This is a genomic window from Kosakonia quasisacchari (genome assembly GCF_004331415.1).
Classification (GTDB): Bacteria; Pseudomonadota; Gammaproteobacteria; order Enterobacterales; family Enterobacteriaceae; genus Kosakonia; species Kosakonia quasisacchari.
In genome coordinates, this window is the sequence record NZ_SJOP01000018.1 from 71,889 (window position 1) to 85,569 (window position 13,681).

Sequence of the window (13,681 nt, forward strand, 5' to 3'; positions counted from 1 at the left end):
AGTTAAAAAGAAAATGTTTAAAAGGAAAAAGTGAAAACGAAAAAGTGAAACCGCGGAGGCATTGCGCCCCCGCAGGGGGATTACGCTTTAATCTGTACTTCGCCGTCTTTCACGCGGGCATCGAAATGCGGAACAGAACGGCTTTCATCTTCCATGCACACGCCGTCGCGCAGGCGGAAGTGCTGTTTTTTCAATGGGCTAGCAACCCATAATTCGCCCTGATGCTCAGCGATAAGCCCGCGAGACAGCACGCTGGACTCAAAAAACGGGTCGATATTGCTGATGGCATACACGTGATCATCATGGCGCGGGCGAAAAATCGCGACTTGCTGACCTTTCACCAACGCACACACGCCGGTCGCAGGGATGATGTCGTTGATATTGCAGACTGTGTTCCACTGGCTCATGCGTTTTCCTCCACTAACACTACCGGAATACGTTCATAGGGTGTTGCCGGGCGATGTTGCTGACGCTCTGGCACCACCTGCACGTTCGGATCGCGACGGTCGCTGTTGATAAAGTGTTTGAAGCGAAGTTGCGCGGAAGGCGTGTTCACCGTTTCTGTCCACTCGCAGACCACCGCTTCACGCAGGCGGGCCATTTCTTCTTCCAACTGTGCGTCAAAGCCCAGCTTGTCATCGATAATCACGCTTTTCAGATATTCGATGCCGCCTTCCATGCTGTCGAGCCAGGAAGCAGTGCGCGTCAGTTTATCAGCGGTGCGGATGTAGAACATCATAAAGCGGTCGAGATAGTGCAGCAGGGTTTCGCGATCGAGATCCGCCGCCAGCAGATCCGCATGGCGCGGTTTCATGCCGCCGTTACCGCACACATACAGGTTCCAGCCTTTTTCCGTGGCGATAATCCCCACATCTTTGCCCTGTGCTTCGGCACATTCACGGGTACAGCCAGAGACGCCAAACTTCATTTTGTGTGGGGTACGAATACCTTTGTAGCGGTTTTCCAGCTCAACGCCGAAGCCCACGCTGTCGCCCACACCGTAACGACACCAGGTCGAACCGACACAGGTTTTTGCCATACGCAGTGCTTTGGCGTAGGCATGACCGGTTTCAAAACCTGCGTTAATCAGTTGTCGCCAGATTTCCGGCAAATCGTCTTTTTGCGCGCCAAACAGGCCGATACGCTGAGAACCGGTGATTTTGGTGTAGAGATTGAATTCACGGGCGATACGGCCAACTTCCATCAGCCCTTCCGGAGTGATTTCGCCGCCTGCGGAGCGCGGGATCACGGAATAGGTGCCATCTTTCTGGATATTGGCGAGGAAGTTGTCGTTGGTATCCTGCAACGGCGTGTGTTGCGGTTTCAGGATGTACTCATTCCAGCAGGAAGCCAGCAGTGAACCGACGGTCGGTTTACACACTTCGCAACCATAGCCTTTGCCGTATTTTGCCAGCAGTTCGTCGAAGGATTTGATGCCTTCCACGCGGATCAGGTGGTACAGCTCCTGGCGTGAGTAAGCAAAGTGCTCACACAGGTTATTGGTTACTTCGATACCCTGTTTCGCCAGTTCTGCGTTCAGCACCTGGGTGACCAGTGGGATACAACCGCCGCAGCCTGTACCGGCTTTGGTTTCCGCTTTCAGCGCGGCAACGGTATGACAGCCTTTGTTGATAGCGGCAATCAGATCGCCTTTGGTGACGTCGAAGCAGGAGCAGATCTGCGCGCTATCCGGCAGCTTATCCACGCCGATAGAGGGTTTACCGCCTGCCGCATGGGCTGGCAGGATCAGCGCATCCGGGTTTTCCGGCAATTCGATAGCGTTCAACACCAGTTGCAGCAAGTTGCCGAAATCGCTGGTATCGCCAACCAAAACTGCACCAAGCAGGGTTTTGTTATCCGGGCTGACAATCAGACGTTTGTAGACTTCTTTGCTTTCGTCGAGATAGACATAGCTGCGTGCGCCTGGCGTACGGCCATGCGCGTCGCCGATACCGCCAACATCGACACCGAGCAGTTTCAGTTTGGCGCTGAGATCGGCACCTTTAAAGGCATTGGCCGTGCCGAGGATATGATCCACCGCCACCTGCGCCATTTTATAGCCAGGTGCGACCAGACCGTACACGCGATTATTCCAGCTGGCGCACTCGCCGATGGCATAGATATTCGGGTCGGAGGTTTGGCAGCTATCGTTGATCATGATACCGCCGCGCTGCGCCACTTCCAGACCGCACTGTGTCGCCAGTTTGTCGCGCGGGCGAATACCGGTGGAGAAGACGATAAAGTCGACTTCCAGCGCGCTACCGTCGGCAAAACGCATGGTTTTACGCGCTTCGGTGCCTTCTTGCACAATCTCTTTGGTATTTTTGCTGGTGTGCACACGCACGCCCATGCTTTCGATTTTGCGCTTCAGTTGCTCGCCGCCCATTTGGTCGAGCTGTTCCGCCATTAGCATTGGCGCAAATTCAATGACGTGTGTTTCCACGCCTAAGTTTTTCAGCGCTCCGGCTGCTTCCAGGCCGAGCAAACCGCCACCGACCACCGCGCCACGGCGGCTGCGGCGTGCGCAGGATTCAATGGCGTTCAAATCTTCAATAGTGCGGTAAACGAAGCAATCTTGTGTTTCAGAACCTTTGATCGGCGGGATCCACGGATAGGAACCGGTTGCCATGATCAATTTGTCGTAATAAACCGTGCGTCCAGCGCTGGAGTGGATCACTTTTTCTTGACGGTTGATAGTGATGGCGCGCTCGCCGACCAACACTTTTACGCCATGTTTTTCGTAAAAGCCTTCACGAACCAGTGACAGCTCTTCAGCCGTATGGTGGGAAAAATAGGAAGAGAGGTGGACGCGGTCGTAGGCTTTACGCGGCTCCTCACAGAAGACGGTAATATCGAACTGGCTGGCGTCGACTTTATCGAGGAGATCCTCAATAAAACGGTGGCCGACCATGCCGTTACCGATAATAGCGAGTTTAACTTTGCTCATTTTTGCCTCGATTTCTTTTCTACTACCACCTACCTTAACGATTCAGCTACCCGGCTTATTGATGTGCATCAAATACACCTTCACATACCACTTAATGAGTAGATAGTTGATTTTTATTGGTTTTTATAAGTCATGGATATCACTGGCTTTTATGGTTTGCAGAATTTGTGTACAAAAAAGGAGGGTTTTTGCACTCACCTCTGATACAAATTATCTGAGGGAAACAGAGGGAGTCACACTATGTCGGCAGCACCGATTTGGTTAGTTCAGAATGTGCATTTACCCGATCGCGAAGGATTATGGCAAATCGCGATTGAGAATGGTCGCTTCGGTGAAATCACCCCGATGAATGAAACACACAGCGACAGCCTTGAAGTCCTGAATGCGCACGGTGGGCTGGCGCTACCGCCGTTTGTTGAACCGCATATTCACCTGGATACCACGCAAACTGCCGGAGAGCCGAACTGGAACCACTCCGGCACGCTGTTTGAAGGCATTGAGCGCTGGGCTGAACGCAAGGCGCTGCTGAGCCATCAAGATGTAAAGGCGCGCGCCTGGCAAACCTTGAAGTGGCAAATGGCTAATGGCGTGCAGCATGTGCGAACGCATGTTGATGTTTCCGATCCCAGCCTGACAGCGCTGAAAGCCATGCTCGAAGTAAAAGAAGAGGTTGTGTCCTGGATTGATCTGCAGATTGTCGCTTTCCCGCAGGAAGGAATTCTCTCCTATCCCAACGGCGCTGCGCTGCTCGAAGAGGCGCTTCAGCTTGGGGCGGATGTGGTTGGCGCGATCCCGCACTTTGAATTCACCCGCGAATATGGCGTTGAATCGCTGCACATAGCTTTCGCGCTGGCGCAAAAATATGACCGCCCGTTGGATATTCACTGTGATGAAATTGATGATGAGCAGTCGCGCTTTGTTGAAACCGTTGCCGCGCTGGCGCTGAAGATGGGCATCGGCCCGCGCGTCACCGCCAGCCATACCACCGCGATGCACTCTTACAACGGTGCGTATACTTCACGACTATTCCGTCTGTTAAAGCTTTCTGGCATTAACTTTGTTGCTAACCCGCTGGTAAATATCCACTTGCAGGGGCGCTTTGACGATTACCCCAAGCGCCGGGGAATTACGCGGGTGAAAGAGTTGTTGGCGGCAGAGATAAATGTCTGTTTTGGTCACGACGATGTGTTTGATCCCTGGTATCCGCTCGGTACTGGCAATATGTTGCAGGTACTGCATATGGGGCTGCACGTTTGCCAGTTGATGGGCTACCAGCAAATTAATGACGGACTGCGTCTTATCACCCATAACAGCGCCCGAACCTTTGGGTTAACGCAGTACGGTATTGAAACGGGTAACCCAGCGAATATGGTTATTTTGCCCGTTGAAAGCGGTTTTGATGCGGTGCGCTGCCAGTCGCCGGTGCGTTGGTCGATTCGACAAGGGCGAATCATTGCCAGCACGCAACCCGCACAAAGCTGGATTCAGATGGATAACGGTGGCGAAGCGGTGATTTTTAGCCGTTATCGTTCGGGTATGTAGTCTTTGAGCTTGCGGGTTGTGAGCAGCCTGACGTTACATCTGTTACTAAATACGTAAAATTAAGTAAAAGGCTGGCCTGCTGGCTGACTGCTCTTTAGAATCAAGCCACTCGCTTTCTTTACTGCTCTTCGTTAAGGAAACCTTATGGTTAAATCGACTCTGGCGGCTGTTGCGGCTGTGTTTGCCCTTTCTGCTTTCTCTTCTGCTGCGCTGGCGGCAAAAGGCGATCCTCATGTTCTGATCACCACATCCGCCGGTAACATTGAACTGGAGCTGAACAACCAGAAAGCCCCTGTGTCGGTGAAAAACTTCCTTGATTACGTAAATAACGGTTTCTATAACAACACCACGTTTCATCGTGTGATCCCGGGATTTATGGTGCAGGGCGGCGGTTTCAACGAGCAGATGCAGCAAAAGCAGCCTAACCCGCCTATCAAAAACGAAGCTGATAATGGCTTGCGTAACACGCGCGGCACCATTTCGATGGCGCGTACCGCCGATAAAGACAGCGCAACCAGCCAGTTCTTCATTAACATCGCTGACAACGCTTTCCTTGATCATGGCCAGCGCGACTTTGGTTATGCGGTGTTTGGTAAAGTGGTGAAAGGCATGGATGTGGCCGACAAAATTTCCCAGGTACCGACGCACGATGTTGGGCCTTACCAGAATGTTCCGTCAAAACCGGTAGTTATTCTCTCCGCGAAAGTGCTGCCCTAAGTTTCCCCCGCACGGGGTGTTCACCCCGTGCTTCTTGAGCTTCCCTGCGTAACCTGTCATTTCTGCTTATAATTTGGGCACCGACATGTGAAACAGGGAGGCGCTATGACCAAAAAACTCACCGACCGGCAAAAATCCCGCCTCTGGGAACAGCAGCGCAATGTCAATTTTCAGGCCAGCCGACGGCTGGAAAACGTCGACAGCGAACGGGTGACGCTAAGTAGCGCGGAAGCCGATGCGCGCCTTGAAGAACTACGGAGGCACTATGAGCGATAAATTCGGCGACGGGCGCGATCCGTACCTCTATCCCGGTCTGAATGTGATGCGCAATGAGCTGGGGCTTCGCCAGGCGCAGAAACTGGAGCAGGCGGCTTATCAGTTCACTGCCTTACGCGCCGCCACACTGGATCTTGGCCCGATGGTGCGCGGTCTTCCTCATTTATGCGCCATTCACCACCATCTTTACCAGGACGTGTTCGACTGGGCTGGGCAGATCCGTGAAGTGGATATTTATGAAGGCGATACCCGGTTTTGCCACTTCGAGTATATCGAGAAAGAGGGCAATGCATTGATGCAGCAACTGGAAGATGAAGAGTGGCTGTGTGGGCTGGAAAAAGCGGTGTTTATTGAACGGCTGGCACACTATTACTGTGAAATCAACGTGCTGCACCCGTTCCGCCTTGGTAATGGTATCGCTCAGCGCATCTTCTTCGAGCAGTTGGCGCTGCACGCTGGTTTTTCACTCGACTGGCGCGGTATTGATCCTGATGAGTGGCGCGACGCAAACCAGGCAGGTGCAATGGGCGACTTAGCGTCGCTGCGCGCCATCTTCAGCAAAGTGGTGAGCGAAGCGGTCGAAAGCGAGTAAACTAGCGCGGTTTCCGACACCAGAGGCCGCTATGATCCTGCTTATCGATAATTACGACTCCTTTACCTGGAACCTGTATCAATATTTTTGTGAATTGGGGGCAAGCGTAGAGGTGCGGCGTAACGATGAGATAGCGCTTGCGGATATTGCCGTGCTGGCACCGGAAAAGATCGTTATTTCGCCCGGCCCCTGCACGCCGGATGAGTCCGGTGTTTCGCTGGCGGTTATCCGCCATTACGCGGGTAAATTGCCCATTCTTGGTGTTTGTCTTGGTCACCAGGCGATTGCGCAGGTATTTGGCGCGACTATCGTTCGTGCGGCAAAAGTGATGCACGGTAAGACATCACCTGTCACCCATAACGGCACTGGCGTATTTTGCGGGCTTAATAATCCGTTAACCGTCACGCGTTACCATTCCCTGGTTATTGATCCGCCTACGTTACCGGTGTGTTTCGAAGTTACCGCCAGCAGCGATAGCGGCGAGATCATGGGCATCCGCCACCGGGAGTGGGATCTGGAGGGAGTGCAGTTTCACCCGGAAAGTATTCTGAGCGAGCAGGGACATCAGTTATTGAAAAACTTCCTCGAACGCTGATTTGTGGTTGCCATTAACTGATTTTTTATGCATATTTCGTGATTATATTTTCATGATCAATGCAACGTAAAACTGGATGGGCAAGCCATGGCAACTCAGCAAGACGCGGTAACGCGTGCAAACTTCGATGACGTTATTCTGCCAATTTACGCACCGGCCGAGTTTATCCCGGTAAAGGGTAAAGGCAGCCGAGTGTGGGATCAGCAGGGTAAAGAGTACGTTGATTTTGCAGGTGGAATTGCGGTTACTGCGTTAGGACACTGTCATCCGGCGCTGGTGGAGACGCTGAAAACGCAGGGCGAGACCCTGTGGCACACCAGCAATGTTTTTACCAACGAGCCTGCTCTGCGCCTGGCGCGTAAACTCATCGACGCCACGTTTGCCGAGCGCGTGGTGTTTATGAACTCCGGTACTGAGGCCAACGAAACGGCATTCAAGCTGGCGCGTTTTTATGCATCTACGCGTCACAGCCCATATAAAACAAAAATCATCGCGTTCCATAATGCTTTCCACGGGCGTTCGCTGTTTACCGTAAGCGTGGGCGGTCAACCGAAGTATTCCGACGGCTTTGGCCCGAAACCGGCGGACATTATTCATGTGCCGTTTAACGATCTGCACGCGGTGAAAGCGGTGATGGACGATCACACCTGCGCGGTAGTGGTAGAGCCTATTCAGGGTGAAGGCGGCGTTACTGCCGCCACGCCGGATTTCCTGAAAGGTTTGCGCGAGCTGTGCGATCAGCACAACGCACTGCTGGTATTTGACGAAGTGCAGTGCGGCATGGGCCGCAGCGGAGAGTTGTTTGCTTATATGCATTATGGCGTGACGCCGGATATTCTGACCAGCGCCAAAGCGCTCGGCGGTGGTTTCCCTATCAGCGCGATGCTGACCACGCATGAGATTGCCAGTGTCTTCCACGCCGGTTCACACGGTTCCACCTACGGTGGCAACCCGCTGGCCTGCGCCGTCGCCGGGACCGCATTCGATATTATCAACACGCCGGACGTGCTCAGTGGCGTGAATGAAAAACGTCAGTTGTTCGTTAAGCATTTACAGCAAATCGGCGAGAAATTTGACCTGTTTAGCGACATTCGCGGCATGGGGCTGCTCATTGGTGCTGAGCTTAAACCGCAATATAAAGGCCGCGCGCGCGATTTCCTCTACGCCGCCGCCGATGCGGGTGTAATGGTGCTGAACGCCGGCCCGGACGTCATGCGCTTTGTCCCCTCGCTGGTTATTGACGCGCAGGATATTGAAGAAGGGATGAACCGCTTCGCGGATGCGGTGGCGAAAGTGGTCAACGGTTAAGGCGGCGATTTAGCCAAATGCCGTGATGCGGGCGCTGACGCCATGCTACCGACGAAATGGTGTGCATGGTGTTCAGATGCCCGATAATCCGTTGTAAATGCTGCTCCAGCGTGCTCATTGGCCCGTGCGTTAACGTTTCCGGGGCTTCGAGGATATTCACATCGCCGGATTCTCCCGGCCCGTCATACTCCAGCCGCTGTTGGCAGCGCTGCAGGGCAATTTCGCAGGATTGCAAATAACGTTGCGCCAGTTCCGGCGTCAACATCGTATGTTCGCGCGCCAGTGTCGTCATCGCATTGATATGCTCAACGATAAATTGGCTGTGCGTTACCCACAGTTTCATATCTTCCAGATAACGCGTATTAAATCCCGGTTCCTGCATGGCCTGGTTTAGCGAGTTAAACAGGGCGTTATGCGCCTGGTTTACGCGCATACGTTGCCAGGCAAGCGGTGTTGGCTCTGGGTTATCGCTTAGGATCAGGCGAATCGCTTCCTGATCCGTTTCCAGCGCATCATGCGCATTCTGACGCAGCAAGCCACTTTGCCACTGCGGCCACAGCCAGACCATGCCGCCGAAGGCAATCAGGCAACCAATCAACGTATCAATAAGCCGGGCGACGATAAACTCCTCACCATTTAGCGTCAGCAACTGCAAGGTGTAGACGGCGGTAATGGTAAAACCCACCATCGCCCAGCCGTAGTTTTTCCGAATAATGAGATAACTGACCAGCGTAATCATCAGCATCGCGGCCAGCGTAAAACCGAGCGGAACATGAAAGTGCAGCGTTGCCCCCGCAATTACCAGCCCCGCAAGGGTTCCCGCCGCCCGGTGGACAATGCGAACGCGCGTTGCGCCATAACCGTTTTGCGTGACAAACATCACCGTCATCATGATCCAGTAGGGTTTCGGTAAATGCAGGGCGCTGCCCATCAGGCTGGCGATGCTGAGCATTACGCTTATCCGCGCGGCATTACGCAGCGCTGCGGATTTCAGTGATAAATAACTTTTCAGGGCTGGCAAAAGGGGCAAGCGCCGCTGCTTTTCCGCCATCAGATCGCGGGCATAGAGCGGGCGCTGAGTACGCAAGACGCGAGCGATACGGCTAAAATGCCAGGCGCAGAATTGCCCGACCGGGTTATCCGGGTGCTGGCGGGCAATTTTTTCCAGCGCGCCGATCTGCTTATCCATGTTGAAGCGAGTAGGGTAGCGGTGGTAGAGAATGTCATCAGCCAGGATGCGCAAGCGAGCGGCGATCGTCTGCGCATTCCAGCGGATCACCTGCTCGGCGTGGGTTTGTTCCACCAGTTTTTGTACTTCTTCCGGCTGGTGCAAACTCACCGAAATGTGCTCTTGTAGATCCAGCGCTACCTGGAAAACCCGCAGTAGCCGTTTGTAATCGTTGTGTTTATTGGCGGCCAGCATATGCAGCTGTTGATAGCACTGGCTTATCATATCCACCGCCTTTTGCTGGCGGGCGAGCAACGGCGGCAGCGCTTTTTCCGGGTCGGCGTGCTGCGTCAGCAGGCTGTATTTCGCCTCGCAATAATCCGCCAGTTGCCGGTAGAGCAGGCTGAGAGATTCGCGCAGTGGTTGCTCTCGCCACATCCAGAACCAGAACCAGTTGAACAGCCCGTACCACAGTGTGCCCAGCGCATAGATAAGCAGCGGCTCCCATACCGGCATATTACCGGCAAGGCTGAGCGTAAAGATGGCGGCAATGAGCGAAGCCGGGAGCAGGCGACCGTGCAGCGCGCTAATTTCGGCGGTCACGCCTAAAACTAGCGTCAGCCCAGTGAGGATCAGCGGCAATGGAAGATCTTTCGCCAGCAATAATTGAACCGCCAGGCTGCTGCCAGCAAACAAGCTTCCGCCAATGATCAGTCGCTTGAAAAAACGTTTATGTGGCGTATCAAGCCCGGCGATGTTGCAGCAGGCGGGAACGAGGGAAAACAGCAGACCTTGTTGCAGATGGCCGGTAACCAGACCAATGGCCACAGGCAAACATAACACCAGCGTCTGTCGCAGTGCGTAGTTGATTTCGGGATGATAAATCAGCCTGCGCCACATGAGGGAAGAAAAACGACGCAGCGCGTAAGCTGCGCCGTTTTACAGATTAACGCGTTCCGTATACGACGATGGTTTTACCGTGGGCGGAGATCAGATTCTGATCTTCGAGCATTTTGAGAATGCGGCCCACTGTTTCACGGGAACAACCGACGATCTGACCAATTTCCTGGCGAGTAATTTTAATTTGCATGCCGTCCGGATGGGTCATTGCGTCTGGCTGTTTCGCCAGATTTAACAGCGTTTGCGCGATACGGCCGGTTACGTCAAGGAAGGCAAGGTTGCCCACTTTTTCTGAAGTGACCTGCAGGCGACGCGCCATTTGTGAGGAAAGACGCATCAGGATATCCGGGTTAACCTGGATTAACTGACGGAATTTTTTGTAGGAGATTTCAGCCACTTCACAAGCAGTTTTAGCGCGTACCCATGCACTGCGCTCCTGACCCTCTTCGAACAGGCCCAGTTCACCGATAAAATCTCCCTGGTTCAGGTAAGAGAGGATCATCTCTTTACCTTCTTCATCCTTGATCAGCACTGCCACTGAGCCTTTAACGATGTAATACAGCGTTTCCGCTTTTTCACCCTGGTGAATCAGCGTGCTCTTCGACGGGTACTTATGAATGTGGCAATGAGACAAGAACCATTCAAGCGTCGGGTCTGTTTGTGGTTTGCCAAGCACCATGCGCGATTATCCTCTGTTATAAGCTGTCTCAGACACAGGATGAGCCCCTACGTCTGGGGTTGCAATCTAAGCTTCCCGCATCCTGGGAAGCGGACCGTCAGCGTCATCTGCGGTCTCTAAAGTATGATGTCATGCATACATGCGTAACATCCATTTATCTCTGTAGCATCCAGAGTGTTTTAGCATAGCTTTTACCGCCTGTCTCCTGGTGTCTCGCTTCAGCATGACGCAGGTCGCCTTCCGTTGCGAGTTTTGTTATGTACGCGTAATCTGTAAAGAAAATTGCCACTCCGGAGTGAAGAAAATGCAGGCACGTGTGAAATGGGTTGAAGGGTTAACGTTCCTTGGTGAGTCCGCATCGGGTCACCAAATCCTGATGGACGGCAACTCCGGCGACAAAGCGCCAAGCCCGATGGAAATGGTGCTGATGGCGGCGGGCGGATGCAGTGCCATCGATGTGGTTTCTATTTTGCAAAAAGGGCGTCATGACGTGACCGACTGCGAAGTGAAGCTGACTTCAGAGCGTCGCGAAGAAGCGCCGCGCCTGTTTACCCACATCAATTTGCACTTTATCGTCAGCGGTAAAGATCTGAAGGATGCCGCGGTTTCCCGCGCGGTGGATTTATCCGCGGAGAAGTATTGCTCCGTGGCCTTGATGCTCGAAAAAGCGGTGAACATCACCCACTCTTACGAAGTTATCGAAGCCTGATGCGAAAAGCCCGGCGGCGCGTTGCTTACCGGGCTTTCTACATTATTTGATCTTTTTGCCTTCCATCAGCCGTTGCACCAGCGGCGTCATAATCAACTCCATCGCCAGCCCCATTTTCCCGCCAGGTACCACCAGCGTATCCATATGCGAGATAAACGAGCCTTGCAGCATCGCCAGTAACCACGGGTAATCAATCCCTTCCAGATTACGGAAGTGGATCACCACAAAACTCTCGTCAAGCGAGGGAATGCCTTTCGCGGCAAACGGATTGGAGGTATCCACCGTTGGCACGCGCTGGAAGTTAATGTGCGTACGGGAAAACTGCGGCGTAATAAAATTGATGTAATCCTCCATCGAGCGCACGACAGAATCCATCACCGCTTCACGCGAATGCCCGCGCTCGCTGGTATCGCGGACAAGCTTTTGAATCCATTCCAGATTGACGATCGGCACTACGCCCACCAGCAAATCCACATGCTTTGCGACATCGTTTTGCGGGGTCACTACACCGCCGTGCAGACCTTCATAAAACAGCACATCGGTCGGCTCAGGCAGCGGTTGCCAGGGTGTAAACGTGCCCGGTACCTGGTTCCAGGGAACGGCTTCATCGTAGGTGTGCAGGTATTTGCGCGCCTGGCCTTTGCCAGTTTGACCATATTCGCTAAACGTCTGTTCCAGCAGGCCAAAGTCATTGGCTTCCGGGCCAAAATAGCTGATATGCCGCCCAAGATCGCGGGCCTTGCGGATAGCCATATCCATTTCCGGGCGGGTATAGCGATGGAAACTGTCACCTTCCACTTCTGCCGCGTGCATATTGAGCTGAGCGAAGATTTTACGAAAGGCGAGGCTGGTGGTGGTGGTTCCCGCGCCGCTGGAGCCTGTAACGGCGATAACCGGATGTTTGGCGGACATAGCAACTCCCTGAATTAACGATTATTTCAGTATAGCCAGCCGCCATGTATTTGTTCAGTCGTGGAACTGTCCGCGCGGCATTATATTGACCGTCTCGTGCAGTTCCGACCACACCAGTACGGCTTCGCCGCGTTGCAGCTGCCGTTTAACGTCGGCGACCTTTTGCTCAAGTGAGCGCTCATGTTCACCATAATCAGTGCCTTCGCGCAAGACAAAGCTCTCAATCAGATTGTCCAGCGTCTGCGCATCAATCTCTTGCCAGGGAATAATCATCGTCTTTCCAGGTAAGCGGATAACCAATCCGGAATGCGTTTTTCCAGCCACATTTCCGGGTGGCGCAAGGTTCCACCAACAAACCCGACATGGCCGCCATGTTCCGTCAGTTGGTACTCAATATTTGCCGGCAAATGCCCGGCATCCGGGATCACGTTGTGATCCATAAACGGGTCATCTTTCGCGTGGATGATCAGGGTCGGTTTGCGAATATCCGGCAAAACCGGCATCGCGCTACAGCGGCGATAGTAATCCAGTGCGTCGGCAAAGCCGTGGATTTTCGCGGTGATCAAATCGTCGAACTCGCGAATACGTCGCAACTTACGCAGCGCAGGCAACGTGGTTGGCAGCGAACCAGGATACGCGCGTAATTTGCGCGCAGCATTCGCTTTTAGCAAATTCAACAAGTAGCGCTGGTAAACGCGGGAAAAGCCTTTATCCATATGATAACTGCAGGCTTCCAGCACCAACGGTGCAGAGACGATCACCGCCGCGTCGACAGGCAAGTTATCATCGGCTTTTGCCAGTAAACAGCCGAGCATGTTCCCGCCGAGCGAATAACCCACCGCTGCGGTTGGCGCGGGTCCGAATTCCTGATGTAACCAGTGCAAGAACCAGGTGCCATCTTCGGTTTCGCCCGAGTGATAAATGCGGTTCAGGCGATTCGGGATGCCGCTACAGCCGCGAAAATGCATCACCACGCCAAGCCAGCCGCGCTGCTTCGCCGCATGCACCAGACCGTGCGCGTAAGGGCTGTGAAGGCTGCCCTCCAGACCATGAAAAACCACCAGCCGCGGTTTATGTTTCGCCTGATTCGGTTCTTCGCTCCAGGCCAAATCAACAAAGTCGCCATCCGGCAGCTCAAGGCGCTGCCACCAGGGTTCAAACTGTAAGCGTCGACGTAAAATGCGTGGCAGCATGGTTTGGAAATGCGGGTTACGCACGCCGCGCATCGGGCGAAAGTCATGCGTATCATCTGCAATTTCCGAAAGTTGTGAAGGTGTAATTTCAGCCATAACACAGAAAAAAATAGAGTAGGTATTGGGACAACTATAACCGCGCA

14 protein-coding genes are annotated in these 13,681 nt (G+C 53.5%); 7 read left to right on the forward strand and 7 right to left on the reverse strand.

What is annotated here, in order from left to right; all coding sequences use genetic code 11:
- Window positions 1-80: 80 nt before the first annotated feature.
- Together nirD and nirB are read right to left on the reverse strand one after the other, a co-directional pair.
- Window positions 81-407, reverse strand: a complete 327-nt coding sequence (gene nirD / locus E0L21_RS18230; protein ID WP_131411963.1) for a nitrite reductase small subunit NirD — start codon at window positions 405-407, stop codon at window positions 81-83.
- A complete protein-coding gene (gene nirB, locus E0L21_RS18235) occupies window positions 404-2,947 on the reverse strand; it encodes a nitrite reductase large subunit NirB (RefSeq protein ID WP_131411965.1) in 2,544 nt (847 codons plus the stop codon). Before nirB ends, nirD begins: the two co-directional genes overlap by 4 nt.
- 240 nt (window positions 2,948-3,187) lie before the next feature.
- On the opposite strand from nirB, the gene E0L21_RS18240 reads away from it, so the two are divergent.
- From E0L21_RS18240 to argD, 6 genes are all read left to right on the forward strand, one after another.
- A complete protein-coding gene (locus E0L21_RS18240) occupies window positions 3,188-4,489 on the forward strand; it encodes a cytosine deaminase (RefSeq protein ID WP_131411967.1) in 1,302 nt (433 codons plus the stop codon).
- A gap of 144 nt (window positions 4,490-4,633) precedes the next feature.
- The gene (gene ppiA, locus E0L21_RS18245; protein WP_131411969.1) at window positions 4,634-5,206 is read left to right on the forward strand and encodes a peptidylprolyl isomerase A; all 573 of its coding nucleotides are present in this window, start codon (window positions 4,634-4,636) and stop codon (window positions 5,204-5,206) included.
- 105 nt (window positions 5,207-5,311) lie between these two features.
- The gene (locus tag E0L21_RS18250) at window positions 5,312-5,482 is read left to right on the forward strand and encodes a YhfG family protein (protein WP_131411971.1); all 171 of its coding nucleotides are present in this window, start codon (window positions 5,312-5,314) and stop codon (window positions 5,480-5,482) included.
- Window positions 5,472-6,074 carry a putative adenosine monophosphate-protein transferase Fic gene (locus E0L21_RS18255; protein WP_131411972.1) on the forward strand — a complete coding sequence of 201 codons (603 nt, stop codon included), beginning with the start codon at window positions 5,472-5,474 and terminating at the stop codon, window positions 6,072-6,074. Before E0L21_RS18250 ends, E0L21_RS18255 begins: the two co-directional genes overlap by 11 nt.
- Window positions 6,075-6,105: 31 nt before the next feature.
- On the forward strand, window positions 6,106-6,669 hold the full coding sequence (gene pabA / locus E0L21_RS18260; protein ID WP_131411973.1) for an aminodeoxychorismate synthase component 2: 564 nt from the start codon (window positions 6,106-6,108) through the stop codon (window positions 6,667-6,669).
- Between the two features lie 87 nt (window positions 6,670-6,756).
- Window positions 6,757-7,977, forward strand: a complete 1,221-nt coding sequence (gene argD / locus E0L21_RS18265) for a bifunctional acetylornithine/succinyldiaminopimelate transaminase (protein WP_131411974.1) — start codon at window positions 6,757-6,759, stop codon at window positions 7,975-7,977.
- Here the strand turns inward: argD and E0L21_RS18270 are convergent.
- Together E0L21_RS18270 and crp are read right to left on the reverse strand one after the other, a co-directional pair.
- Complete coding sequence (locus E0L21_RS18270; RefSeq protein WP_131411975.1) at window positions 7,967-10,045, reverse strand: YccS/YhfK family putative transporter; 2,079 nt, start codon at window positions 10,043-10,045, stop codon at window positions 7,967-7,969. The two genes, argD and E0L21_RS18270, sit on opposite strands and share 11 nt — an antisense overlap.
- Before the next feature lie 46 nt (window positions 10,046-10,091).
- Window positions 10,092-10,724, reverse strand: coding sequence for a cAMP-activated global transcriptional regulator CRP (gene crp, locus E0L21_RS18275; RefSeq protein ID WP_000242758.1), 633 nt, complete (start codon window positions 10,722-10,724; stop codon window positions 10,092-10,094).
- Window positions 10,725-11,028: 304 nt separating this feature from the next.
- On the opposite strand from crp, the gene E0L21_RS18280 reads away from it, so the two are divergent.
- Window positions 11,029-11,433: an OsmC family protein gene (locus tag E0L21_RS18280; RefSeq protein ID WP_131411976.1), complete on the forward strand. Its 405-nt coding sequence runs from the start codon at window positions 11,029-11,031 to the stop codon at window positions 11,431-11,433.
- A gap of 42 nt (window positions 11,434-11,475) precedes the next feature.
- Here the strand turns inward: E0L21_RS18280 and E0L21_RS18285 are convergent, their stop codons facing one another.
- Genes E0L21_RS18285 through E0L21_RS18295 form a run of 3 tightly spaced genes read right to left on the reverse strand, consistent with a single transcriptional unit; the run spans window position 11,476 to window position 13,634 of the window.
- Window positions 11,476-12,345 (reverse strand): phosphoribulokinase, encoded by an 870-nt coding sequence (locus E0L21_RS18285; protein ID WP_131411977.1) that lies wholly within the window; start codon window positions 12,343-12,345, stop codon window positions 11,476-11,478.
- A 54-nt stretch (window positions 12,346-12,399) separates the two neighbouring features.
- Entirely contained in the window at window positions 12,400-12,618 is a 219-nt protein-coding gene (locus E0L21_RS18290; RefSeq protein WP_017459872.1) for a YheU family protein, read from the reverse strand.
- A complete protein-coding gene (locus E0L21_RS18295) occupies window positions 12,615-13,634 on the reverse strand; it encodes a hydrolase (RefSeq protein ID WP_131411978.1) in 1,020 nt (339 codons plus the stop codon). The genes E0L21_RS18290 and E0L21_RS18295 overlap by 4 nt, the downstream gene beginning before the upstream one ends.
- Window positions 13,635-13,681 lie beyond the last annotated feature (47 nt).